The sequence below is a fragment of the Nitratireductor sp. GISD-1A_MAKvit genome (assembly GCF_040819555.1).
Lineage (GTDB): Bacteria > Pseudomonadota > Alphaproteobacteria > Rhizobiales > Rhizobiaceae > Nitratireductor.
Genome location: NZ_CP161920.1, coordinates 2,080,313 through 2,103,936 on the forward strand (window position 1 = coordinate 2,080,313; position 23,624 = coordinate 2,103,936).

Below are 23,624 nucleotides of genomic sequence, written 5' to 3' on the forward strand. Positions count from 1 at the left end.
CGCTTCACCCAAGCATCGTCTGCATGACATCCGCCGAAGCGGGTTCAGGCGTTGGTGTGTCGAGCGTGTTCAGGTCATGTCCTCCTTCGCGTGGTGCGATCATGTCTTCGCTCAGAAATGCCACCGCTTCATTCACCAGCGCATCCGCACTCTGCGTATAGAGATCGCTTTCGCTGGCAATGAGCTCGGCCTGGATCAGCAGTTCGTCCGAATAGGTCGAACCGCCTGCATAGACTGTCGTATTGACACCGCCATCGATGATCGCGGCATAGTTGATGAGCGCGTTGGCGCCCGTCGAGAGGCTCCAGCTCGCATCCGCATGAGCTTCTGACTGGTCTCTGGCGAGCGCCACCTGGTCGGCATCCCCAAGCACATTGATCTGGCTGAGATACTGAAGATCGACCAGATCGCCGGAGATATAGAGCACTTTCAGATGTGTAAGCCCGGCAAAATCAGGTCCTGTCAGTACGTCCCGAGGTGCGGCTCCAGTCCCCTCGGAGAGGTCATTGACTGCTCCCAGAAAGGCCGACGGAAGTGCCTCGAAGGAAATGGTTCCGTATTGGGTTATCGACGCTTCGTTCCAAAGCAGGTTGCCGTTGGTTGAAATCGAAGCGTCGCCGTGGGTTTCAAAGCCAGCAACAGAACCCACCAGATCATCATCCAGAAGAACGTTCGTCTGGCTGATGATGTTGGCGTTGTAAACGTTTCCGCCAACGATGATGAGGTCGTAGTAATATCCAAGCGTTGCCAGCGACGTGGCGTTCATCACACTGTTGTCGCCAAGAATGATCTCCGTGCCGCCGCCGGCGGCCGACATGATCGTGATGTCTTGATCTTCAACGAAGCTGACCTGCTTGATCCAGTTGATCAGCATGAAGTCGCCGTCGATCCGGGAAACCTGCCAGTAGGAGGGGAAGGTGGGGGCATCGGGTTCGGTTTGCGCGCCCGTGGGCGCCGGATTTTCGACGGTGCGGAAACTGGCGACGTTGAAGGCCTGGGTTGGTGTTTGGTCCAGCGTGTCCCATCCAGACAGGCTTTGACTGGTATGGTCGTTGTCGCTCCACACATTCGACTGGCTGACAAGATTGAAACTTGCATAATCGCCTGCCACTGCAAGAACCGGCGCGGCATACCAGTCGTTGATGAGAACGGCTTCATTGACGAGCAGATTGGCGCCGAGTCCGATCGTCATCGTTGCGGTGTCCGAAAAGTCGGTCACGGTCTGGTCTTGATCATCAGGCTCTGTTGATTCGTGTCGTTCGGGAAGATGATCTTCCAGCGCTGGCAGCGCATCGGATTGCGTGCCGTTGACAAACCCTCCCTCGATCGTCTCGCTGCGCATGAAGAACACGGCATCACTGCCTGCGATGCTGTCGAGAAACGCATCGGCGATATGGGGCGCCTGACTGATGAAGTCGCCGATTTCGGCAACGGAACCCGGTTCGTTCAGATTTGCGAATGGCTGGAGCGGGGAGGCCTGCTCAAGAAGCGAGACGAGTGCTGGGCCCATATCGGCCATGGGGCGCAGCAACAGCCCGTGGTCACCGATGCTGAGATAGTCGTTGTCCATCAGCCGTGCCTGTTGCTTCAGGTAGAGAGCAAGAGATCCGATTGGCTCGTATTCGGAGATGGCCTCGTACGGGTTGTGTGTCGCGCGAGCCTCCTCAATCGAAGGGACGGGCCGGCCGGGGCTGAAACCTTCAAGATTGAGTGGAATGGGATCATGCCATACGGGGAACGTCACCTTTTCATGGAAGCGCTCGACTGGAGGCGGAGTGTATTCGACGGAAGGATTTAACCCCTTGAATGAGTAGGGACTATGCACACTGATCGCAATGGTGAGGAGATCGCTCTGTTCCAGGATTTGGGCTTTAAGCGCCTGAAACTCCTCAAATTCCAGCCTCAGCCTCGCATCTTCGACCGCCTGAGAGAAAAGCCCGATGAAATGAGCGATCGCTTCGGTCGTTTGATCCATGTGCATCGGGTCTCACCTTCATTGGGTATGCAGTGATCGATGGTGTTTCTGGCGCATTTCAAGTCTGCCGAAGACAGTGTGGAGGTTTGCGGTTTCGAGACGAAAGGTGATCGCGCAAACCTCCGATTCCGGCGCCCAGGGGGAGAGGGCGCCGGAGGTTTCGCACTCACGCGTCGTCTTCGCCAACCAGCGTGCTGTTGAGATTCCCACCGACCACGGTGGTATCGATGGTGTTGCCTAGAACATTGGCACCCATGACGATCTGCTGGTTGAAGGCACTGGTGTCGACGAGGGCGTCTGCGCTTGCATCGGATATGCCGTTTACATATCCGTCATCGCCATTGTTGGAGCCCCACATTCCGCCTGCGCCACCTGCGCCGCCTGCACCTGTGGTGGCAATGCCGCCCATTCCGCCAGCACCGCCATTGCCGCCTGAAACCGGTCCGGCCCATGCATCACCAGCGTTTCCGCCTTCTGCATTGGCGCGACCGCCTGTGGCACTGCCGCCGGCACCGCCATTGCCGCCTATGGCTGCGCCGATGCCCAGCCCGGTGCCTTCACCAAAGCCGAGACCGAAGCCGGCGCCGCCGTCTGCCGCACCGCCGAGGCCGCCATTGCCGCCCTGGCCGCCAGCGCCACCCGTGCCGCCTGCACCGCCGGTGCCGGTGCCGCCATTGCCGCCTGAGCCTTCGCCACCGGCTGCACCCGTTCCGGTGCCGCCTGCGCCACCGGCTCCGGCAGCTCCGCCTTCGCCACCGGCTGCTGCCGCCGCGTCCGCTGCGGCTGCTGCATCTGCGGCACCGCCAAGGGCGAGTCCGCCTGAAGCTGCTGCGGCATCTGCTGCAGCGTCGGCTGCTGCTGCTGCGTTGCCACCGGCTCCGGCATTGCCGCCGATTCCACCAGCGCCTCCGGCGCCCTGACCGCCAGCGCCTCCGGTACCCGTGCCGCCTGCGCCGCCAGAGCCCGCACCGCCGGCACCGCCAGCGCCACCTGCACCACCGGCGCCGCCTGCGCCACCGGCTCCGGCCGTTCCGCCATCACCGCCAACGCCGACGCCTACGCCGAGACCACCAAGACCAAAGCCAGTGCCCGTGGCTGTGCCGCCGGCTCCGCCTGCCGCAGCGGTCGCATCACCGCCAAATGCCTTGGTTTCGTCGGTTCTGCCGCCATCGGCACGACCGCCATCGGCCCAGCCGCGATCGCCTGCGCCACCATCGGCATTGGCCTCACCGCCACCGCGGCCACCTTCGCCGCCGGCAACGATGCCATCCCCGGCGCTTGCATCGCCGGCACGTGCATTGCCGTTCTGGTTGAAGGCGGCATCGTTTGTGACGCGCGGATTTTCAAGCGTGTCATTGTCGACGAGATCGTTGACCTGGCCCAGCACGAAGGCGTTGTCATTGCCACCACCGTTGAGCGAACCGTTGAGAATGTCCTCAAAGGACATGTCGTCGCCCGGGTCGTAGGAAATCTCGCCATCACGGTTGATGAAGAGCTCATCGACCGAGCCGCTGCCATAAATGTCAACATCGGCGAAATCGTCATCGCTTGGGACGAAGCCATCGAGCCCGACATTCACGGAGGTTTCAACGACCGTATTGACGTCGGTCGTTACGTCCGTGGTGTTCGTGGCGGTGTTTTCCGCATTGTTGTTTGACGTGTTGCGCGCAGTGTTGTTCGCGGCATTGTCGGCTGCATTGTTTGCCGCATTGTCCGCTTGGTTGTTCGCACCGTTCCGAGCCTGATTTGTGGCTGTGTTGTCACCGGCATTGGTGCTGGTGTTGTTGGCGTCGTTGTCGGACGTGTTGTTGGCATCATTGTCAGCATTGTTGTCAGCGGTGTTCTCCGCTGTCTGGGTTTGCTGCTGTTTTTGCCATTCCTCCTGGTGCTGGTGTTGATGCTGGTCCTGATCCTGGTCTTGCCAGTGCTTGTGTCCTCCCCAGCCCGGGAAGAAGAAGTTGATTCCGTTTTGCCTGGGCATGATCGTGTCCTCATCCTCAAAATGAGAACCGTGTGGACACGATCACTGTTCATCTCTCAGGTGATATTGTGCCTACACGGTCCTGCTTTGATGCGACCCGCAGGTCGCTTTTGAAGTGCAGAGCAACCTTTCAAGCATGGATGCTGAAGCACTCCTCCCTTGTTCGGACGCCCCTCGGGGTTCTGGGCCGCGAATCCCCACCGCCCCGCGTTCGCACGCCCCTGGACAGTTTTCGCGACGAGAATTCGAAAGCGATCCGACAGAAGGGATTGTCGCGGTCGAGAGGCGAACAAAAAACCTGCAAATTCGGCGGAGCAGGGCCGGTTGCGACGTGCCCATAGGTTCAGCCCCCAGACCAAAAGGATTAGAGTGAGGTCAGCTATCTTTATGGTCTGGCGACGAGTTCACCGGGAAAGAAACGCGAATTGAGTGCACTCTTCAGAGCTTTGAGAAACGACGGGCCTGCGTACCGCTCGGCCTAAATGCGGAACGTCCAGTAGAGGCATGCGAGCGCTGCAGCCGTAAAGCCGATGAATGAGACTGTTCGGGTGAGGGCGTTGCGACGCAGCTTGTTGATCGACAGGTGGGCCGCAATGATCGCGGCGCCAAAGGCGAACCGCCAGTCCAGAAGCACCCCGAGGGCATTTGCATTCCCAAAACCGAACCGCGCGATCTGAATGCCCGCGATCGTCGCGAGAAGCGTAAGAGCCGTGGTGTGAATCGGTGTGGTCCCATTCGCATGAGCGAATGCGGCGGCCCCTATGGGAGCTGTCACAACCAGTGTGGCGGCAAAGGCATAAAGGGCTGCCAGCGGAATGAATGTTGTCGCGTTTGCCAGCCCGTCGAGACGTTGAAGGCCCAGTCGACCAAAACCGTAGCCCTTGATCTCGAGCGCCAGGCTCAGGGCAGCCAGCAGACCTGTCAGAACGCCGATGAGCAGAAAGGTGGCGAGGGTTCGGTTCATGCTGACTCACTCCGGTTGTGGTTCGCTCTACCGTCGCTTAGGACGAACCGGGCGAGATGGAAAGATTGGATTTACGAAATCGAAGCGCGGAAATTGCGCCGAGGCTGGGCGGCGACCAGACCAATGCAGCCGTAATCTCAGGAGGGCTAGGAGTTGGCGACCTTTTTCCGCTCTTCCCGGGCGAGGCGACGCTTTTCCACCTCGTTGAGAACGTAGCAGGCATCTTCGGCTTCGGCCTTGCTCAGACCTGCCACAACGGTCATGCCGATCGTCGCTGGTTCGTCCAGGAGATTGTCCCAGACGGTCCACAGTTCCGTGGGTTCCAGGATTATTTCGTAGCGGGTTCCCATGACCCGTCTCCTTCACCGGTTGATCTCCTCTACTGCGTCTTGGGAGAGATCATTGATTCTGATGAAAGAGCCGTTGTCGAAAACAATAGGATAATAGTAAAATTTGAATGTTTCGACGGCATGCGCTCGGGTCCCGCCAAGGGTCTGAAAAAATCCCGGGCTTTGTCTAAATCCGGAGATGTCGGAATTTCATTTGGCAGGCAATGGTGGGCGCGGCAGGGATTGAACCTGCGACCCCACCCGTGTGAAGGACGGAACTCGGCGAATCATAGAAAATCACCGCGTATCATTTTCAAAAATAAATATCTGAAATCATTGACAATTTCGGATCAATTTGGCTCAAGCTGTTTTGAAGGGAAGCGCAAACGGTGCTTCCCCGGTGCTTCCCCAGAGGGCCATATGACTGCATCCGAAAAGGTAAAATTGACCGACGCACTTGTCAGCCGAGCTGCCGCGCCAGCGGACCGAGCAGAGTTCATGATTTGGGATTCAGAGGTCGCGGGCTTTGGTCTGCGCGTTCGCGGTGACAGCAAATCCTTCATCATCGTCTATCGACCCGTAGGGGCTGGTCGATCCGCAAACATGAAGCGATTGAAGATCGGTACACCTGGAACGCTCGGGGGCGTCAAAGAGGCACGGCGTATCGCGCTCTCCTATCGAGGTAAGATCGCTGATGGCGAAGATCCCGCCGCGGAGCGAGCAGAGGAAAAACGCCGCGCTCATTCAACCGTGGCCGAACTGCTGGACCGGTACGAAAAGAGATTGGAACGGCGCGGCTATGTGAACCGCAAAGACGTTATGAGCCTTCTGCGCCGACGGCTTCGGCCGTTCCTGGCGCGGGACATTGCGGGGGTGAAGGGGTGGGAGCTCGCGGAACTGATTGAACGCCTCGACACAGCAAGCAAAGGGCGCGGCGGTTCGGATGTTCGCTCCCGCTGCAATCCTTTCCTGAATTGGTGCGTCTTTGACGCCCGAGTTCTCGACGTAAACCCGCTGGCCGGCTATCGGCGCGGGCGCGATACGCGACAGGAACGGGTATCGAGAGCTGAAAGCGGGAGAGCGCTTGCCGACGCAGAGATTGTCGCCGTTTGGAACACTTCCGCTCTGGACCGCACTTTCTATCGACTTGTCCGGTTCCTCCTTTTGACGGGATGCAGAAGGAGTGAAGGCGCGAAGCTGATTTGGGACATGGTCGATGTCGGGAGGCGTCGTATCGACTTGCCGGCAACCTTCACCAAGCAGGCGCGAGGCCACACCATCTACATGGGTGACGAGCTTTTGAAGCTTCTCGACGAATGCAAGGCTAGGTCAGGAACTTCGGATTTTGTTTTCGCCTCGCCCAGAACCGGTGGCCCTATCTCAGGGTGGAGCAAGCTCATGAAACCCAATTCCGGCAAGCAGCGCGGCCGCAGGCCGGGATTCACAGACGTAAGCGGAGTGGACTTCACGCTGCACGATTTGCGGCGCACCTTTCGAACAGGGCTGTCAAAGCTTGGAATAGAAACCGACATTGCGGAGTTAGCGTTGCGGCACGCTCGATCGGACCTTGAAGCACGTTACAATCGCGATGATTGCGAAGCCGCGCTGCGTGAGGCTTTTGACAAATGGGAGCAGCACCTTGTCGGCCTAACCAGAACAGTTGGAGGTGATGTCTTTTCGTGAGCGGCATCAAGTGTTTCCATAGATATTAACGCCGTACATTTGCCGTACAATCATTCAATTTCAATGGCTTGTAGTAAATATCTATTGCAATGCGCCATTATCTAACGCTATGCTTTGATTCATCAATAAGCCTCGCCCAGCCGCGCAAAAATGGGTGAATCGGTCGAAACGGATGGGAAGCGGCTACGGGGTCTCACTTAACACTCTCGCTCGAGAAGCGAGGGGGACAGGAGACCTGCAATGCATCCTCTTTCGAACCGAGCACAACTTGCACCCGTTGACCTCGAAACGCTCCCGCCGACAACCTTTCTGACATACGATCAGCTTGCGCCGATTATCGGCATTTCAGTCCCAACATTGAAGCGCTGGGCGGCGAACGGACAGGGGCCAAAGCGCACATATCTCGAATCTCGCCCGCGCTATCGCGTCTCGGACATCCTTGCATGGATTGAGGGGCGGTCATGACGAATTCGCCTCATCCGCGGTCGTTCCTGGCGTTTGCTTGCTATGTGAAGGAGCAGTTTGATCGCCTCGACGCCCTTTCCATCAGACCCGTGCCTGTCCCGGAGGCACAGCGCGTCGGGTACTACCCTTGGGTTTCAAACTGTTTTTGGCAGGCGTACCGAAAACAAGTTGCCGAGCGCTTCGCCGCGGCTCTGCCGACCGACTGGCAGCATACTCCTGCAGCGGGAGCATTGGTGGATCATCAAGCGGCCCTAGAGCTTCGCGCAGCGGGGCTTATGTCTGAGCTCGACGCAGCCGGAATTGAGGCCGTCGCACCTGCGGATGAATGGAAGCCAGCTCGCGAAACGGTCAGAGCGGTGGCTGTGGGCGTGTTCTTGACAGATGGTCGAGCCCTTACGACCGAAACAGCGCATTTCTTGAACAGGGGCATACCCCGAATGGATGAGAGGGGCGGCTACACTGGCAGCAATGTTCGAGACGCGATCGACGGTTACGTCCGAGCCCATATTCGCCTGTTGTCAGGCGTGTTCCCGAAGACGTCGGGACACGTGACGCCCGATACGATCGAGGCGGCGCGGCGCGCCTTGTTCAGCGTCCCGGCTTATGACGTGCGCCTATATGGCCGGCTTTGGTCGAAGGCGATCGAGAGCGGGTGCTCGAAGCTATCAGTTAAAGACGCGGAACGTTTATTGAAAAGCGGTGAGCTTCTTCAATGGCGGCTTGGATTCGAAGCCGAAGCCGAGCCGGATCTTCCCGCAAGCGCGGAGTCGAACCTATACGCCCGGGCGGTCAAACTGCTGAAAGGCCGATTGGAGCGGCTCGCGGCATAGCCCCGCAGTAGCGTTTTCTATCTCCATAGGCAGGGTGTTTTCGCAATGCCGAACAGGTGACACTCTGGCCTTTGATGATGCAGGAGAGGGCCGTGGCTAACCAAAAAGCACACCAGAATGGAGGGGAGATGCTCCTAATCGCTGACGCGGCGCGACTAGCTGGCCGGTCGGAGTCTTGGATTCGGGGGCATCGCAGTTTCGGCCCGCTCGAGCCCGTCTATCTGGGCGGCAAACAGGGCCGTGAGGGTCCGGGATCTTGTCCGGTTGATCGAGCTCACCCGAGCACGTGACGCGAGATGGCGGACGGCCCGTCTTGAGCGGGAACGGAAACAGCGCCGGCATTTGCGCCTAGTCGTGAGCAATCCGTAAGCAAAAAGAAGCCGGCCGCGTCATAGGGAAGCAGCGACCGGCGACTAGCCAAAATGGGACAGTAGATATGCAGACCAAACATACCGACTTCCGCGCCTCCGAGCAAGCCATAGCTTTCCTCCGCTTGCTAGACCCTGACGGACAACACAACCTCGTATCGATCCATCCCGACACAAAATCTGTCTGGGGCCAGACCTTCGAGCCCGGCGCATGGGCCGAAATGGCGGATTGGATCGATAGCCGGAATGAACGCGAGAACCTATATTTCTCTGTGAACGAGCCGAAGCCCGGAACGAGTGGGAAGCTTTCCAAGCGTGACATAGCGCGTTTGCGCGCCGTCTGTGCCGATATCGACCCCAAGGGCGGCGCCGAGCAATTCGCCAGCGAGCGCCAACGGCTCCAAGGTATCCTCCGGGATTCGAGTGAATGTGCAACGCCGCCGTCAATTGCTGTTGATTCTGGGAACGGTCTGCAGCTCTTCTGGCTACTCGATAAGCCGCTGTCAGCCGAAGAGCACGGGGCAGAATTCGAGAACATCGGTCAAGCCATTGCTCGTGAGCTCGGCGGTGACGCCGTCCATAATCTTGATCGAATCATGCGCCTGCCAGGAACAATCAACCTGCCGACTCCTTCCAAAAAAGCAAAGGGGCGGAAAGCGGCGCAGGCATCATACAAAGCGCTCGGCAAGGGCCGTTACTCAATCGACGAGTTGTCGCGTCGCTTTCCGCCACCGAAGAGCGCCGCTGGCGTCGATGGCGTCGGAAATGCCGATCGGGTGGCGCAGGCACGGCGGCAGATCGACATGGAGCTCGTTACGGGTGCCGCCTCCTTTGACGACCTGCCCCCGGACCTGTCCCAGAAGTTCAAGAAAGCAGTGGCCGCAGATCCAGCGTTGCGTGACCTTTGGCAAACCGGAAACCATGCCGGCGAAGACCAGACAGCCTCAGGCCGCCGCTTCGCGTTGGCGGGCAGACTCAAATGTTGGCACCCGCGTGAGGCCATGCGCTTCGATGTGAACGATTACGGGACGCTACTCTGGATCTGGGAATATGCTGTGAACCCCGGCGAAGATGCTTCCGACAAGATAACCGAGAGGGAAATCGCACGGAGTTGGGGGAAGGCAGATCCGGCCGACACAATCCCGGAGGCGTGGTTTGAACCGCAGCCAGAGCCAGAGAGGGCCGAAGAGAGGGCAGGCGCTGCGGGCACCTTCCAGTGGCCGGAGCCTTTGGACATCTTCGGAGATGAGCCCCCCGAGGCACTGGCGACGCCGCCCGCCGGTGCCCTGCCTGATGTGATCGAACGCTGGTCTCGCAGCGAGGCGCGCCGGAAGGGAGTGCCGCAGGCTTTCACCGCGATGGCCGCTATCACGGTTTGCGCCGCGGCGATCGGCAGCTCTTTGAAGATCCGGCCTAGGGTGCATGACGACGGATGGACCGAGCCGGCTTGCCTTTGGTCTGTGCTCGTTGCGGAGCCCGGTTCTGCCAAATCGCCCACGATCTCTGCGGCCGTTAAGCCGCTGCGTGAGATTGACACGGCGTGGCGGAAAAAAGGGGAGGCCGAGCGCGCTGCATGGTTGGCGAGGGAGAATCTCAGGAAGCCTAAAGAGCGTGGGCGCGAAGCTGAACCCAGAATGCGCCGACTGGTAGTTGACGACGCCACCATGGAGAAACAGGCCCGGATTCACGCAGACAACCCCCATGGACTTCTGCGGGATACGGATGAGCTCAAGTCGCTATTGGGCTCCTTGGGCGCGTACAAGAAAAACGCCGACGCTGATCAGGGGCAGCTACTCAAGCTGTATGACGGGAGCCCGTTGACGATAGATCGTGTTGGAAGCGGAACAATTTCCGCGGACATAGCGCTCATGTCCCTGATCGCTGGGACGCAACCTGCCGTAATCGCGAAGCTCGCTCCGGCTCTCGGGGAAGATGGCGCTTTGCAACGATGCCTGTTCATCCTTGACGATGGCAAGGAACGCCGGGGCGTTGATGAGCAACCAGACCGGGAGGCGGTCGAAGCCTATGGGGATCTGGTGCGCGGTTTGGCCGATGCGGCCGGCCTGCGGTCAGGGACGGTCCATCTATCGGCGGGCGCATACGATGTCCTGCAGCGCATCGGCGAAGATATAGCGGCATTGAAGCACGTGCCAGGCGCTTCGGTGGCTTGGAAAGGTCATGTGGCAAAATGGGGCAAGATATTGCCGCGCCTTGCGCTCACGTTCCATGCAATCGAGTGCTGGCATTCGTTCGGCGATGTGGGCGTTATCTCTCGAATCCCTGTCGAGCAGAACACGGCGGAGATGGCGGCCCGTTTCTCTGGCTTTCTGCTGGCCCATCAGCTCCGCTTCTATCAGACCTATTATGAGGCTGATGAGCGGTCTTCCAATGCGAAGTGGATTGCCGGCCACATCCTAGCGCATCCAGAAAAGGCGAAGCTCACCCGAAGGGATGTTGGCGGCGCAAAGAAGGATCTCAGGGAACCGGGCGCGATGCTGGCCGCAATGGGAGAGCTAGAGGATTTCGGTTGGCTTCGGGTCTTGAAGCGCAACGGGCAAGGCCCGCAGCATTGGGAAATCAATCCGGCTGTCCACTCCCGATTCAAAGAACGAGCCCAAAGGGAGAGGCAAATTAGGGAGCAACGTAGAAACGATATCCAGACGGCCGCGAAAGCTAGAAAGAAGATAGACGCGGACGGATTGTCCGAGAGGTACGCGAATGAGTAGCGTCTCGTATCATTTTGCGGACTTTGCGGCTTGCGTGCGCGAAAGGTATATTGCTTTTTTCTTCTCTCTCTATCTCTCCCCTTATTTTATCAAAAATTTTTCTGTCTCACACGCGCACAAGCCGCAAAGTCCGCAGTTCTTCCTCGGTGTGGGAACGTGCAACCGCAGGGCCTGTAACCGCTCTTTCGATCCGGTTAGGCCAAAGCGTCCGGTTTTGGATGGGAGCGGAGAGGCGAGACGGGCGAAGCGTCCGGTCCGTTCGGTTCGGGCTTGTCGGTCGTTTCGGCTCCGAAACCTTACAACGGCTGTAATGTTGGGCGACTGATGAAGAAAAGGCGAAACCGAAGCATCGAGGGCCGCGAGCAAGCGCGACAAGCAATCATGGGCTGGAACGCTCGGCGGTCGCAGATGCCGCGTTGCGGAGCTAGACGGAAATGGGACGGGCAGCCCTGCGAACAGTTTCCCATGGCAAACGGCCGTTGCCGATTTCACGGCGGTAAGACCCCGAAGGGCGAAGGCTGGCGGAAGCCCCAATGGCCCGCGACCGGATCGGCAGAGCGCCGGGAAGCGAAGCTGCGTAACAAGCTCGCTATGCTGGAAGAGCGCCGGAAGGAACGCAAGTGCAAGCTTGCCCGGATGAGCCCCGAAGAGCGGCAGCGCTGGCAGGAGAGATGGGGCGGGGACGTAATGCGGCCCGGTTCGGCAGAAGAGCGCCAGGCAGCGAAGGCAGCACGACAAGCGGGAAAAGAGATGCGGGGTTTGCTGCAGGGACTGTTGCGCCGGCCGGCAAAGGCCCCTCACGCCCCGCAGGAGCCAAACGAGCTTACGCTAAACAAAATGGAGCGGCCCGCCGCTCAGCAGCAGGAAGGACCGAACATGTCGGCTAAAGAAGATGTAGGCGCGGTTGAAGAAGCACTATTAAGGCGGGTGCGAACTGAGGGTGTCGAGGCGGCTTATAGTGCGGCCCTTTCGATCTGCCGAGACAAGACGGCTCCGGCCCCTGCGAAGGCTACAGCGGCAACCACGCTGTTTCGCGTGGCCGGGTATTTCGAGAAGCGGGATTCAGGCCATACGAAGGATCTTCACGAGATGACGCCAGAAGAGGTTAGCCGCGAACTGAGACGCCTGGAGAGTATGGCCCGCGGCGAATCGGGCGGGGGCAAGGATCACGGCGGAGTTTTTGACTGAAGCGAGCCGCCATGACGGTGCCACGACCGCACCGCGGGCGCGAAAAGGGGCAGGGAGGGGCTGTGAACGCCCTAGGCCGGTTTCCGGTATCTTCGCACCAGAGAAGCCCTGCGGGCTCGCTGGCGCGCGTCCTGGGGCGGTTCCGGGCGCTCTTGGGCCGCCGCCCCCAGTCTTGTGCGACGCTCTGAAATATATCGCTCGATTTCTCCCCTTGGGATACGAACGGGCGCCCCCGGCAAATATCCTAGTGCGCCGCTAAGTCGAAGCCGCTTCACCGTCGTTTCGGAGCAGCAAAGCATTTCCGCGGCTTCGCGCTGTGTCAGTAATTGGAGATCCGCCATTCTCACCTCCGTTGGGGAGTTACCGGGCATCCCGCAAAATGCGGAATACGCTAGCCCTGCCAATGCCGAGCTGCGACGCGATGGCGTCGCCGGTCAAGCCTTCTGCTTTCAGCCGGATGACGTCATCCGCCTTTGCGCGCGCGGTGGGCGCTCGGCCTTTGTATTTCCCGTCCGCCTTTGCTTTGGCTATGCCCTCCCTCTGACGCTCAAGCATCAGGTCGCGTTCAAACTCAGCGATGCCGCCGAGCATTGTCAGCATGAGCTTTCCAGTAGGTGTCGACGTGTCAACGTTCATCGAGAGGATACGCAGCGTCACGGCCTTGGAGTCCAGCAGCTTGGCAATTTGCAACAGGTCCGCCGTAGAGCGGGCCAGCCGGTCAGGCTTGGCGACGACCAGCGTATCTCCTTCGCGCAGATAATCCAGTGCCCTGTCCAGTTCCGGCCTTTTGGTTGCAACGGCCGACAGCTCCTCGTGAAAGACCTTGGTGCATCCTGCGGCCTCAAGGTCTCTTAGCTGGGCTTCAAGCCCTGCCTTCTGGTCTGTGGTCGATGTCCTTGCGTATCCGATTACCTGTCCCTGAATTGGCATCTCCGGCCCTCCGCATTGCTTGAGTATCATTAGGATTAAAGATATTGTGGTACGATAGTCTCAAAATGTCAACAAGCATTTATATGATACTGAAACAGGAGGGCCGGCGAGCGGCTCATAGGGGCTTGCCCTATTGATACAGCATTACCGTCCATGATCGTTGATGCGTCGGAATGCGATCACGTTTGCGCCGAGTTCTTCCCGGATTTCTTTCGAGGAATGCAGTTCCGGAAAAAGCGGGACGCGGCCATTGCTCTTCCAGTTTGTGGGGTCCAGATAATCTGTGAGGGCGTCGGCGCGCTCTTTGGCTCGCTCAGCCATACGGGCAATGGTCTCCGGTGTGACTCCGGCCCGCGTGGAGGTAATTATTGAATCGAGTGCTATGGCGATGGCGTGAGCCTGCATGTCTTCTGGCAGCGTTTCAAAATCGTTAGTGTGCATGTCGGTTTCTCCCTTGAGTGGTGTCATAGGTGTCACGATGGACAGAAGGCCGGAGCGAAGCCGCGTCTGTCAATCGATGAGCTGTCAGCCACCAAGCCGGACAAGCCGGACAAGACCCCCGCCCCCTGGGTATAGTTCATCAGAGGCCGCAAAACTGACGCCGAGCCTTCGTAGAAAATCGCGGCTGGCTGGAACTTTTTTTTTTTTTTTGGGGGAGCGTTTTTGAGCCTGAAATGACGTCTATTTTCGCAATGCTCGCCCGCACATACTGCCTGCGAAACGGCAGAGAGCGCAGCAATGGAACCTATCGGCATCGACGACACGGCAGCGTTTGCCGCAGACGAAATTGAGAGGGCAGCCGGCGGCCGTGATGTCGCATGGCACATGTCTAACGGAATCGTGGCATTGCAACGCGGCATCCAAAAGCGCGAGCTGATTTCTGCATCCCAGCGCGATAGCATCGTACGCGCCGCCCTCAACGCCCGAGACGAGGTTCTGTCTCTGTTCTCTGGCCCGGAGGACGGGCGACTGGCGGCCAATGGGATGGAGGCGATTATCGGCCTTGCGATCCTCTGGGGCGAGCCTCCCGCTCGCCGTACACTCCGTCACCCGCATGTACGGCCAGACCTCGAAGCGTATGCGCGGGTTCTGCGTAATCGCTGCCATAACCTGGCCTTGCTCGATGAGGTGAAGAGCCGAGCCGATGACCGACGGGCCGGGCTCGTGCAGAAGATGCTGCGGGAGGCCAGCGCATGACGCAGAGCCCCAACGGCCACGCCTCGCAGCTTCTCGACAGAGCCTTTCAGGAGCTGGTCCCGCTTGTACGCTCTCCGGACCCGCTGCGCTCGCTCATAAGCGGCCTCGATGCCCTTGTTCGGGCGTCCAGCCTGCACCCTGACCTGGCGACACTCGATCCTTTCCGATCCCGAACCCTGAACGAAATGCTGGTGGGGCACGCGCCGTTGGTTTATATTTCGACAAATTTCGAAATAAGTGAGGCGGTCGCGGCCTTGGGTCTTGAAGCGGCTTCCGGGCTATTGACCGAACAGGCCGACGACCTGCGCACAGAACGACTATTGCACACGATGCTTTTGGTTACGGAACTCCGCAAATGCCTTGCAAGAAACGAGCTGGAGCGGCGCGGCAACCGCTTCGTTAAATCGTCGAATGCCTGGAAGCTTCACGCCGCTCAAAAGCCCGATGGCGATTACCTGCAATAAAGGAGCGCTCAATGGCGACCCGCAGAAACCCTCTTTCCGGCCGATACTTCAACAACCCCGGCATCGCCTCGGCCATGTCCAATCTGGCGTCCGCGTTTGCCCCTCCCGGAGCCGACGAGGTTCTGGGATGGGCGAAGGCCAATGCAGCGCGCGATGAGGCGTCCCGCCTGTCCGCCTTGTGGGACGCTGCGGGCGATGACTTTGACCGCATGGGCGTCGCCGTGGGCCAGTGGAACCCGAACCAGTCCTATTACTCCGTCGACGAGGCCAACGCTACGACGCGGCGCGGGCAGGACATCGACGCGGCCGTCGCACGCGAAAAGTTCGCTGCAGACAACGAGCGGGCCTTGGCTACGAATGCTGCGGACAATAGGCGACAGGCTATCACGTCTATGTACGGCGCGCTGAACCCCGGACAGGTTGCGCCGGCGGTTCCTGCCGAGATGATGGAGCACCTAGGGCTTCCTGCGATCGAAGAGCGCGCAGGTGCTCCCAAGCTTATCAGCGAGTCAGAGCAGAAAGCACTGGAGCGCCAGCGCCTGCTCGAAAGCGGCCTACTGACCGACGAGGAGCTCGCAGATCACATATTTGCAGCGGGGCCGCTTGAGACGGTCGCCACGCCGGACGGGCCGCGATTTGTGACCCGGCGAGACGCTGTCGGGCAGGAGCCGGCAGCGGGCGCAGAGGGAACCGCCGCCACGCAGCGCATTGACCGGCTTGCCGAAAATCTTATGGCGACCGGCGACATCCTCGACCCTTATGAGGCCCGGAACGTAGCGACAGCTATCACCGATGGGCGGTACAAGGTCGATCGACATCCTGTCACGAAGGAAATGCAGGTTGTGGACCTGGCCACGGGCGAAGTTCTGTACGGTAGCGGCAAGACCTCGGCGGACGCACCCGGAGTCACGAGCCCGACAGCGGCACCACAGGACAGCAGGTTTGGGGCCCAATATCCTGGCTCACAGGAGGCATTTGGGATCGAAGGCGCATTGAAGGGCGCAATCAACACCGCGGGGGACGTCACAGGCGTCGGCGCGCCGTACCCGGACGCGCAGCAGACGCAAGGCGATTTCGCCGTGCTGCGCGAAAATCTGCTGAACGATGCCGCGTCGGCATATAATGGCCGCGTTCCCTCGTGGTTACTGCAGAATATCCGGGATCTGACCCCGGCCGCCGGCTCGGTGTTCGAAGGCCCGACCGGTGCGCAGTCTAAGCTACGGGCACTAGGAAGGAGTTTCGAGCAGGCATTGCAGGGGGTGGAGCAGCAGCTCGGAAGCGAGCTCAGCCCCCAGCGTCGACAGGAGCTCGAAGCGCGGGCCGTCGCGCTGCAGGAAGGCATTGAGCGCGTATCGGACGCTCTCAACTCATTCGAAAACCCGCAACCGACGCCAGCCGACGGGCAGGCAACACAACCCGCCGATGCGGACGGATGGACTGTTATGCCGAATGGCGTTCGCATCAGGGAGATCCGCTAATGCCACGCTTTGAAATCGAGCACGACGGGAAGCGCTTCGAGATTGAGGCTCCCGACCAGCAATCGGCCGTTGAAGCGCTGCAGGGCATGACTGGCACGGCAGCCGCGCCAGAGCCCCCGAAAGGGCAGGAAGGCCCCGGCGTGTTGGGCTTCTTGAATCAGGGCATTGCTTCCGCACTCGGGGCACCCGTGGATGCCATGGCGCACGTGGTGAATAATGCCTTTGGGGACGTGGCGGAGGCCGCAGGGCAGGATTATGAGCCGGTCGAGCCATTCGGCGGTGCGTCGAGCATTTCTAAACTGATGTCCGGTCTCGGCGTGGAAGTTGCTGACCCCGACGAGGCACCCGACGAATTGATGGAGCATATTTTCTCAGGGGCGGGTGGCGCCGCGGGCGGTATTGTTCCGTTCTTCGGCGCGGGGCGCTTGCTCCAGGGCGCGAAGGGCCTTGCGGGCGCGGCCGGCGATGCGATCATGCGGCCGTTCGTAAATGCTCCGGCTCGGGCTTTGACGTCAGAGGTAGCCGCAGGCGCAGGAGCCGGGGCCGGGATCGATGTCGCGGAGCGTGTCGCACCCGATAGCGCGCTTGCGCCTCTGGTCGGTGCGCTGGCCGGTGGAACCGCCGCGGGTGTTGGGCCTTATGCGGTTGGCAAGGCGATGCCCGGAACAAAGGTTGCGGGGCGGATGATCCAAAGCGAGATTGCGCCCTTCACAGAAGCAGGCGCCATGGAACGTGCGCGAAACCGCGTTCGGGGTCTCGCCGAAGATCCTGCCTCCGCAATCGACTCACTGAGCGCACCCACCATTGGCGGACTCTCGCCGGCAACGTCGACGGGCGATCGACGCCTCATGGCTCTTGAGCAATCCGTTCGCGATACCGATCCGGTGGCCGACCGCGCCATGCGACAGGCCGAAGTGGAAAGTGATGAGGCGCTTATGGCGGCTCTCGCCGAACCGGCTCAGGGCGTGGAGCCTGAACTGGCCCGAGATTTTCTAGAGCAGGAACTTCGCAGAGACATAGAGGGCGTGGGGCAGATGCTCGACGACGCACTTGGGAAACCTGCTGGCGTGAGGCGCACAGAGACCGCGTTGCGGGAAGGCAGCGCGCCTGCGCGTCACGAAGCATATGAGAAGGCCTATTCTCAGCCAATCGACTATGCGTCGGAGGCGGGGCGGAACCTCGAAAGTCTGATTGCGCGCGTTGAGAAAGCCGCACCCGGTACCATCTCGCTTGCCAATCGATTGATGGCCGGCGAGGGCGTGAACTCCAAACAGATCCTTGCGAGCATCGGTGATGACGGTTCGGTTACTTTCAGGCAGATGCCTGATACCCGGCAGATCGACTATATCACCCGCGCTTTGAATCAGATGGCGTCCAGCGGTGACGGCGCGGGGGCGCTCGGCGGTCAGACGGACATCGGCCGCGTCATGGGGAATCTGGCGCGCGACATCCGAAACACGCTGCGGACGGCAAATCCCGCCTATGGCGATGCGCTGGCAACAGCGGCAACACCGATCCGGCAGCGAGAGGCTTTGCTGTTGGGGCAGGATCTCCTAAATCAGAAAATGCCGCGCGATGTGGCGGCCGACCAGATCGCCGGCATGACCGAAGCGGAGTTGCAACACGTCCGCCAGGGCGTCCGCTCCCATCTCGACGAGACGCTCGCCAATGCGCGGTCCACCGTGACGAGGCCGGACGCACAGGCAAACGAGGCAAGGCGGGCGCTCACAAACCTTTCGAGCCGGGCCGTGCGAGACAAGATCGCCCTTATTCTCCCTGATGACGAGGCGCGGACATTCTTTGAGAAGATCGACGGCGCAGCGGCGACGTTTGACCCCAAGCGCTCCGGGTTGACCGTCTATGCCGGCGCCAAGCCTGATGAAGAGATCCGCGCGCTCCTGAAAACAGCGGACCCAGAGAGCGCCGTGGCGGAGCTGGTGACGCGGGCGAAAAGCGACCCGAACGGCAAGGCCTTGCCGGGGCTAAAAGGGGCGTTCATCAACGAGCTGATGAAGGAGGCCGCCACGGGGTCGTTTAACGACGCGGGCAAGCCGGTCTTGTCCGGGCGCGCCATGCAGAACGCGCTGGCGGACAAGCGAACCGGTGCGGTGGCGTCTGGTCTCTTGTCACCCGACGAGCGCGCCCGCCTCGATACGATCGTCGAAGAGCTTGGCCGTATGGAGACCGCGCGGGGGCGATTGCCTAGCGTTGGGAGCGTGATGGAGGGAGAGCCCAATTCGATAATCAGCTTCATTGCTCGATCATTCGCGGCGCGACAGGGCGCGAAGGTGGGTAGGGGCACAAGCGGGGCCTCACTTCTGACAGCGAACTTTGCCTCGAAACGGATGCAGCGCCTTTTGGAGAGGCTCACGCTGGACAAGGCAGAGGCGCTGATCCGTCAGGCTGTCACTGGCGACAAAGAGTTGTTCGAGGCTTTGCTAACTCCGTCAGGGGAAATCTCTCGCCGGCAAGAGCGGCGTCTGGTTGATGTCTTGACCGGTGCCGCCATTGGCGGCGTATCGGGCGCAAACGCGGCGGCCGGAGAGGACGACGGGCTTATCGAGAAGATTATGGCTGATTAGCGCGGAGAAACTAAGCTATCTCGTGGCACCTTGCCATTCCGATCTCATGACGACAGGGAGAGTTTGAAAATACCTCCCAGCAACCCCAAGCATCGTTGAGTCAGGATCCGCTTTACATCGAGTAACCACAGACAAGGCTATAGCAGTAGCACCTTCGTCCAAGGTGGCCGCTAGATCCCTATAAGTTCCATCGGCGCTGATCATAGCAATGTTCAACCCTGTCATATAGCCAAGCACCCACTCCGCCACGGTCTCAGCATAGTTTAGATCGCGTAGAATGCGTTCATTCACGACATGGCACTTGATGGCACCGACGCCACCACCCCAAATGCGGCTAGATTCTTGAGCGTTTGCTCCATAAGTCGCGCAGACTGCCAGCAGAAAAAGCGCCTTTAGCCAAATGCGTTTCATCCCATCCCCCAGATTAAAAAGGTAAGCCAGAGAGACTATCCCATTTTGTCTGGTATGTGTCGAATGGTAGGCTGCTTGTTCCTGATGTCGGAATCCAAGGCGGCTTGAACAGCGACAACGGTTGAAGCCTAGAAGAGGTGGAATCGTAATCGTTGGGATTCGCCTGTTTTCAACAGGGACAATACGCCAAACGGTGCTTCCCCGGTGCTTCCCGAGTGGAATCCTCAGCGGCCGTCAGAAAATTGACTTCTTGTAAGCTGTTGATTTTGCTTACAATTATGGTGGGCGCGGCAGGGATTGAACCTGCGACCCCACCCGTGTGAAGGGTGTGCTCTCCCGCTGAGCTACGCGCCCGCTGACGAAGCATCGTCAAGCGAGCCGCGATATAAGGGGCGGGACGGGGAGGTGTCAAGCACGCTTTCGAATGCGATCTCAGGATGCCGTTTCGGCAATCAGGTTCTCCGCCACGGCGACAGTCAGTTCATCAAAACCGGAGATGATACGCGATGGCTCGAATGTGCTTACATGATGATCGGTGTAGCCGAAATCGACGGCTATGACGGGTATTCCCGCAGCCTTTGCGGTGTCGATGTCGGTCCGCGAATCGCCGACCATGACGGCGCGTTCCGGATCTGCACCCGCCATGGCAATGGTGCGCAGAAGGTGGCCGGGATCAGGCTTGCGCATCGGGAAGGTGTCGCCACCGCAAATCGTCTTGAAATGTCCGGCCACGCCGAGCGCCTCTAGAAGCGAAAGCGCCATGCCCTCCAGCTTGTTGGTACAGATTGCCGGAATATACCCGGCTGAGGCAAAACGTTGGACGGCTTCGATCGCGCCTGGAAACAGCTTTGAGCGACCCGGCACATTGTCCGTGTAATGCTCCAGGAAGAGCGCCTGCAACGCATCGAGCTGGTCTGGTGCAAGGTGGCGCTGGCGAAGAGCAAACGCACGCTCGATCATCACCCGGCTGCCGAAGCCAACGATCCGGTTTATATCCTCGTGCGCAACGGGCTCCATCCCGATTGTGCCCAAACAGTGGTTGAGACTGTCCAGAAGGTCCGGTGCGGTGTCGACGAGCGTCCCGTCAAGATCGAAAATTATGGCTGGCGCTGACATGTTGTCCCCTTCTCCGATATGAATGGGATAGCGTGCAGGGCAGGGGGGCGCAAGTTGAACGGCAGGTTCGCCCGCATTGCGGGGAGCGATAAAACGGGTTAGGAACCGCTGAGATGATACCGGGGGCCAAATGTCAGCGGAAATGCGTGAATTGAAGATCGAGGCGGCACGGGCGGCACTCGATCAGGTCGAAGATGGAATGCGGCTTGGAATCGGCACGGGATCAACTGCCGAAGAGTTTGTTCGGTTGCTTGCGGAGCGTGTCGCCGATGGCCTTTCGGTGATTGGCGTACCCACTTCGGAACGCACGGCCGACCTGTGCACGGAGCTGGGCGTTCCGCTCACCACGCTGGATGAAACGCCCGCACTTGACCTCACGATTGATGGTGCTGACGAAATCGGCCCCGGGCTCGGCCTGATCAAGGGCGGTGGCGGCGCTTTGTTGCGTGAGAAGATCGTAGCTTCGGCATCCGCGCGGATGATCGTTATTGCCGACAAAACGAAGCTTGTGGATGCGCTTGGTCGGTTTGCGCTACCCATAGAGGTCAATGTTTTTGGCCTTGCCGCTACCATGGACGCCATTGAAAACGTCGCGCGTGAGCTTGGCCTGAATGGACCTCTCATTGTCCGGCAGGCAGATAGCAAGCCTTTTGTAACCGACGGTGGGCATCTCATCGTTGATGCATCTTTTGGCCGCATTCCCGATCCAAGAGCTTTGGCAGCCGCCTTGAACGCCATACCGGGTGTTGTAGAACATGGCCTGTTTCTCGATCTCGCAGATACCGCTTTCATAGCCGGTGATGGCGAGGTGCGAACCGTTGGGGCCACATGAACATGAATGGAGTGAGAAACATTATGAACTTGGCAACCCGCATCCGCCTTGCTGCAGCGGCGGCAACCATGGCGATGACGTTCGCTTTCGCTCCTGCCAGCGCGCAGGATATCTCCGCGTCTCACCTGGCCGCAGCGCGTTCCGCAATTGATGCCATCAACGCGACCGATGATTTCGACGGTGTTCTGCCGCAGGCTGCTGCGGCGCTCAAATCTGAGCTGATCCGCAAGAATCCGGATATGGTCGCACTCATCAACGCCACGGTGGATGAAAAGGCCATCGAGCTGGCCAGCCGCCGGGTCGATCTGGAGCGGGAGGCAGCGCAGGCCTATGCCCGCGTCTTCTCCGAGCAGGAGCTCAACGAGATAGCAGAGTTCTATACGTCGCCGACCGGTATGAAACTGATTGCCGATGGTCCGATCGTAACCCGCGAGGTTCTGAAGGCCGGCGACATCTGGCGGCGCGGCATTGCCCGCGACCTGGCACAGATGGTCGGCCAGCAGCTAAAGGCTGCGACAGAAGCGACCGGAAATGGAGAAAGCTCTGGCGAAAGCCCGGCCCAGTAAGGTCGCAATCAAGAAACTGTTAGAGCCCGGTCGTCGCACCGGGCTTTTCTTTTTCGGCGGCAATTTCTAAGTCTGTCTCGCGATGCAGCGTTCGATGCCGAACTTACGGGGAATGGGCGATTGCTTGCGGCAATTCTGGGGTAAGGAACGAGAATGAGCACTTTCGATTATGATCTCTTTGTAATTGGCGGCGGATCAGGCGGAGTTCGCGCCGCACGGCTTGCCGCAGGCCTTGGCAAGCGCGTGGCGATCGCGGAAGAATACCGCTTTGGCGGGACCTGCGTCATACGCGGCTGTGTACCAAAAAAACTCTATGTCTACGCTTCCCAGTTCCCCGAGCATTTCGAAGATGCTGCCGGCTATGGCTGGACGGTGCCAAGGCCAACCTTCGACTGGACTGCGCTCGTCGCCAACAAGGATCGGGAGATTTCTCGCCTGGAAGGGCTTTACCGAAAAGGCCTTGAAAATGCCGGCGCCAAGATCATTGAGGCAAGGGCAACGCTGGTGGACCGCCACACGCTGGATGTTGGCGGCAAGCGTGTGACGGCAGACAAGATCATTATTGCCGTTGGTGGCCGGCCCAACCCGCATGCGGCCCTGCCGGGCAGGGAACACTGCATTTCCTCCAATGAGGCATTCGATCTGGCAGAGTTGCCTTCGCGTATCGTGGTTGAAGGGGGGGGCTATATCGCTGTCGAGTTCGCGAACATATTTCATGGTCTCGGGGTCGAGACGACCCTTGTCTATCGCGGCAAGGAAATCCTCTCGCGTTTTGATATCGATCTTCGTCGCGAACTGCATGCGACGATGGAGGCCAAGGGGATCAAGATCCTGTGCCAGGACGTTCTGACCCGGGTGGAGAAACGCGGTGAAAACGATCTGCTCGTTCACCTCAAATCGGGTGATGCGATTGAAGCGGACCAGGTGATGCTTGCCATTGGCCGTCTGCCCAATACGGAAGGACTTGGACTTGATGCTGCAGGCGTTGAGACCGGAAAGCTCGGCGAGATTCCCGTTGATGGTTTTTCCCGCACCAATGTCGACAATATCTGGGCCCTGGGAGATGTGACCAACCGGGTGCAACTGACACCGGTCGCGATTCACGAAGCCATGTGCTTCATAGAAACCGAGTTCAAGGGCAATCCCACTGAAGTCGATCACGACACGATAGCGACCGCGGTGTTCTCGCAGCCTGAAATCGGCACGGTAGGCCTTTCCGAAGACGATGCCGCGCAGCGCTTTGACAGGCTGGAAATTTATCGCGCCAGTTTCCGCCCCATGCGTCACACGCTTTCCGGACGTCAGGAAAAGATGCTGATGAAGCTGGTTGTCGATGGCGACACCAGGCGTGTTTTGGGAGCGCATGTGATGGGGCCGGACGCTGGCGAGATGGCGCAGGTTCTGGGGATTGCGCTCAAGGCGCGGCTGACGAAGGATGATTTTGACCGGACGATGGCCGTGCATCCATCCGCCGCTGAGGAACTGGTCACGATGTATCAGCCCACCTATCGCGTTGAAAAAGGCGAGCGGGTCGACTGA

20 protein-coding genes and 1 tRNA gene are annotated in these 23,624 nt (G+C 59.7%); 12 read left to right on the forward strand and 9 right to left on the reverse strand.

The window, feature by feature from the left end; translation table 11 throughout:
- Positions 1-4: 4 nt before the first annotated feature.
- From AB2N04_RS11150 to AB2N04_RS11165, 4 genes are all read right to left on the reverse strand, one after another.
- Complete coding sequence (locus AB2N04_RS11150) at positions 5-1,975, reverse strand: type I secretion protein (RefSeq protein WP_367714570.1); 1,971 nt, start codon at positions 1,973-1,975, stop codon at positions 5-7.
- A gap of 166 nt (positions 1,976-2,141) precedes the next feature.
- Positions 2,142-3,956 carry a hypothetical protein gene (locus tag AB2N04_RS11155; protein ID WP_367714571.1) on the reverse strand — a complete coding sequence of 605 codons (1,815 nt, stop codon included), beginning with the start codon at positions 3,954-3,956 and terminating at the stop codon, positions 2,142-2,144.
- A gap of 478 nt (positions 3,957-4,434) precedes the next feature.
- The gene (locus AB2N04_RS11160; RefSeq protein WP_367714572.1) at positions 4,435-4,920 is read right to left on the reverse strand and encodes a hypothetical protein; all 486 of its coding nucleotides are present in this window, start codon (positions 4,918-4,920) and stop codon (positions 4,435-4,437) included.
- A gap of 146 nt (positions 4,921-5,066) precedes the next feature.
- On the reverse strand, positions 5,067-5,270 hold the full coding sequence (locus AB2N04_RS11165; RefSeq protein WP_367714573.1) for a hypothetical protein: 204 nt from the start codon (positions 5,268-5,270) through the stop codon (positions 5,067-5,069).
- Positions 5,271-5,309: 39 nt separating this feature from the next.
- Between AB2N04_RS11165 and AB2N04_RS11170 the strand changes: the two genes are divergently transcribed.
- The 5 genes from AB2N04_RS11170 (at position 5,310) to AB2N04_RS11190 (ending at position 12,509) form a co-directional block, all read left to right on the forward strand.
- Positions 5,310-6,932, forward strand: a complete 1,623-nt coding sequence (locus tag AB2N04_RS11170; protein WP_367714574.1) for a tyrosine-type recombinase/integrase — start codon at positions 5,310-5,312, stop codon at positions 6,930-6,932.
- A 240-nt stretch (positions 6,933-7,172) separates the two neighbouring features.
- The gene (locus AB2N04_RS11175; RefSeq protein WP_367714575.1) at positions 7,173-7,397 is read left to right on the forward strand and encodes a helix-turn-helix transcriptional regulator; all 225 of its coding nucleotides are present in this window, start codon (positions 7,173-7,175) and stop codon (positions 7,395-7,397) included.
- Complete coding sequence (locus AB2N04_RS11180) at positions 7,394-8,227, forward strand: hypothetical protein (protein ID WP_367714576.1); 834 nt, start codon at positions 7,394-7,396, stop codon at positions 8,225-8,227. Before AB2N04_RS11175 ends, AB2N04_RS11180 begins: the two co-directional genes overlap by 4 nt.
- Positions 8,228-8,663: 436 nt before the next feature.
- Entirely contained in the window at positions 8,664-11,321 is a 2,658-nt protein-coding gene (locus tag AB2N04_RS11185) for a DUF3987 domain-containing protein (RefSeq protein WP_367714577.1), read from the forward strand.
- A gap of 408 nt (positions 11,322-11,729) precedes the next feature.
- Positions 11,730-12,509 carry an HGGxSTG domain-containing protein gene (locus AB2N04_RS11190; RefSeq protein ID WP_367714578.1) on the forward strand — a complete coding sequence of 260 codons (780 nt, stop codon included), beginning with the start codon at positions 11,730-11,732 and terminating at the stop codon, positions 12,507-12,509.
- Between the two features lie 71 nt (positions 12,510-12,580).
- Here the strand turns inward: AB2N04_RS11190 and AB2N04_RS11195 are convergent, their stop codons facing one another.
- The 3 genes from AB2N04_RS11195 to AB2N04_RS11205 all read right to left on the reverse strand — a co-directional run bounded on the left by AB2N04_RS11195 (position 12,581) and on the right by AB2N04_RS11205 (position 13,880).
- Entirely contained in the window at positions 12,581-12,880 is a 300-nt protein-coding gene (locus tag AB2N04_RS11195; protein ID WP_367714579.1) for a helix-turn-helix domain-containing protein, read from the reverse strand.
- Positions 12,870-13,439, reverse strand: coding sequence for a recombinase family protein (locus tag AB2N04_RS11200; protein ID WP_367714580.1), 570 nt, complete (start codon positions 13,437-13,439; stop codon positions 12,870-12,872). The genes AB2N04_RS11195 and AB2N04_RS11200 overlap by 11 nt, the downstream gene beginning before the upstream one ends.
- A gap of 144 nt (positions 13,440-13,583) precedes the next feature.
- Positions 13,584-13,880 carry a hypothetical protein gene (locus AB2N04_RS11205; RefSeq protein WP_367714581.1) on the reverse strand — a complete coding sequence of 99 codons (297 nt, stop codon included), beginning with the start codon at positions 13,878-13,880 and terminating at the stop codon, positions 13,584-13,586.
- A 297-nt stretch (positions 13,881-14,177) separates the two neighbouring features.
- On the opposite strand from AB2N04_RS11205, the gene AB2N04_RS11210 reads away from it, so the two are divergent.
- From AB2N04_RS11210 to AB2N04_RS11225, 4 genes are read left to right on the forward strand one after another with little or no spacing between them, the layout of a single operon-like run.
- The gene (locus AB2N04_RS11210) at positions 14,178-14,636 is read left to right on the forward strand and encodes a hypothetical protein (protein WP_367714582.1); all 459 of its coding nucleotides are present in this window, start codon (positions 14,178-14,180) and stop codon (positions 14,634-14,636) included.
- Entirely contained in the window at positions 14,633-15,100 is a 468-nt protein-coding gene (locus tag AB2N04_RS11215; protein WP_367714583.1) for a hypothetical protein, read from the forward strand. Before AB2N04_RS11210 ends, AB2N04_RS11215 begins: the two co-directional genes overlap by 4 nt.
- An 11-nt stretch (positions 15,101-15,111) precedes the next feature.
- The gene (locus AB2N04_RS11220; protein ID WP_367714584.1) at positions 15,112-16,578 is read left to right on the forward strand and encodes a hypothetical protein; all 1,467 of its coding nucleotides are present in this window, start codon (positions 15,112-15,114) and stop codon (positions 16,576-16,578) included.
- Positions 16,578-19,160, forward strand: a complete 2,583-nt coding sequence (locus AB2N04_RS11225) for a hypothetical protein (RefSeq protein ID WP_367714585.1) — start codon at positions 16,578-16,580, stop codon at positions 19,158-19,160. The genes AB2N04_RS11220 and AB2N04_RS11225 overlap by 1 nt, the downstream gene beginning before the upstream one ends.
- A 690-nt stretch (positions 19,161-19,850) precedes the next feature.
- Here AB2N04_RS11225 and AB2N04_RS11230 read toward each other — a convergent pair.
- Positions 19,851-19,925: transfer RNA gene (locus AB2N04_RS11230), tRNA-Val, on the reverse strand.
- 78 nt (positions 19,926-20,003) lie between these two features.
- On the reverse strand, positions 20,004-20,687 hold the full coding sequence (locus AB2N04_RS11235; RefSeq protein ID WP_367714586.1) for an HAD family hydrolase: 684 nt from the start codon (positions 20,685-20,687) through the stop codon (positions 20,004-20,006).
- 130 nt (positions 20,688-20,817) lie between these two features.
- On the opposite strand from AB2N04_RS11235, the gene rpiA reads away from it, so the two are divergent.
- From rpiA to gor, 3 genes are all read left to right on the forward strand, one after another.
- The gene (gene rpiA, locus AB2N04_RS11240; protein WP_367714587.1) at positions 20,818-21,519 is read left to right on the forward strand and encodes a ribose-5-phosphate isomerase RpiA; all 702 of its coding nucleotides are present in this window, start codon (positions 20,818-20,820) and stop codon (positions 21,517-21,519) included.
- 23 nt (positions 21,520-21,542) lie between these two features.
- Positions 21,543-22,085: a DUF2059 domain-containing protein gene (locus tag AB2N04_RS11245; RefSeq protein WP_367714588.1), complete on the forward strand. Its 543-nt coding sequence runs from the start codon at positions 21,543-21,545 to the stop codon at positions 22,083-22,085.
- Between the two features lie 153 nt (positions 22,086-22,238).
- Positions 22,239-23,624: a glutathione-disulfide reductase gene (gene gor / locus AB2N04_RS11250; protein ID WP_367714589.1), complete on the forward strand. Its 1,386-nt coding sequence runs from the start codon at positions 22,239-22,241 to the stop codon at positions 23,622-23,624.

What these genes read in the sequence shown, in the direction of transcription:
- AB2N04_RS11195 (WP_367714579.1), bottom strand. Translation starts at nt 12,880, where the DNA reads ATGCCCGGTAACTCCCCAACGGAGGTGAGAATGGCGGATCTCCAATTA.
- AB2N04_RS11235 (WP_367714586.1), bottom strand. Translation starts at nt 20,687, where the DNA reads ATGTCAGCGCCAGCCATAATTTTCGATCTTGACGGGACGCTCGTCGAC.
- AB2N04_RS11155 (WP_367714571.1), bottom strand. Translation starts at nt 3,956, where the DNA reads ATGCCCAGGCAAAACGGAATCAACTTCTTCTTCCCGGGCTGGGGAGGA.
- AB2N04_RS11185 (WP_367714577.1), top strand. Translation starts at nt 8,664, where the DNA reads ATGCAGACCAAACATACCGACTTCCGCGCCTCCGAGCAAGCCATAGCT.
- AB2N04_RS11180 (WP_367714576.1), top strand. Translation starts at nt 7,394, where the DNA reads ATGACGAATTCGCCTCATCCGCGGTCGTTCCTGGCGTTTGCTTGCTAT.
- AB2N04_RS11150 (WP_367714570.1), bottom strand. Translation starts at nt 1,975, where the DNA reads ATGGATCAAACGACCGAAGCGATCGCTCATTTCATCGGGCTTTTCTCT.
- AB2N04_RS11205 (WP_367714581.1), bottom strand. Translation starts at nt 13,880, where the DNA reads ATGCACACTAACGATTTTGAAACGCTGCCAGAAGACATGCAGGCTCAC.
- AB2N04_RS11245 (WP_367714588.1), top strand. Translation starts at nt 21,543, where the DNA reads ATGAACTTGGCAACCCGCATCCGCCTTGCTGCAGCGGCGGCAACCATG.
- AB2N04_RS11190 (WP_367714578.1), top strand. Translation starts at nt 11,730, where the DNA reads ATGCCGCGTTGCGGAGCTAGACGGAAATGGGACGGGCAGCCCTGCGAA.
- gor (WP_367714589.1), top strand. Translation starts at nt 22,239, where the DNA reads ATGAGCACTTTCGATTATGATCTCTTTGTAATTGGCGGCGGATCAGGC.
- AB2N04_RS11175 (WP_367714575.1), top strand. Translation starts at nt 7,173, where the DNA reads ATGCATCCTCTTTCGAACCGAGCACAACTTGCACCCGTTGACCTCGAA.
- AB2N04_RS11225 (WP_367714585.1), top strand. Translation starts at nt 16,578, where the DNA reads ATGCCACGCTTTGAAATCGAGCACGACGGGAAGCGCTTCGAGATTGAG.
- AB2N04_RS11160 (WP_367714572.1), bottom strand. Translation starts at nt 4,920, where the DNA reads ATGAACCGAACCCTCGCCACCTTTCTGCTCATCGGCGTTCTGACAGGT.
- AB2N04_RS11220 (WP_367714584.1), top strand. Translation starts at nt 15,112, where the DNA reads ATGGCGACCCGCAGAAACCCTCTTTCCGGCCGATACTTCAACAACCCC.
- AB2N04_RS11165 (WP_367714573.1), bottom strand. Translation starts at nt 5,270, where the DNA reads ATGGGAACCCGCTACGAAATAATCCTGGAACCCACGGAACTGTGGACC.
- AB2N04_RS11215 (WP_367714583.1), top strand. Translation starts at nt 14,633, where the DNA reads ATGACGCAGAGCCCCAACGGCCACGCCTCGCAGCTTCTCGACAGAGCC.
- AB2N04_RS11200 (WP_367714580.1), bottom strand. Translation starts at nt 13,439, where the DNA reads ATGCCAATTCAGGGACAGGTAATCGGATACGCAAGGACATCGACCACA.
- AB2N04_RS11210 (WP_367714582.1), top strand. Translation starts at nt 14,178, where the DNA reads ATGGAACCTATCGGCATCGACGACACGGCAGCGTTTGCCGCAGACGAA.
- rpiA (WP_367714587.1), top strand. Translation starts at nt 20,818, where the DNA reads ATGTCAGCGGAAATGCGTGAATTGAAGATCGAGGCGGCACGGGCGGCA.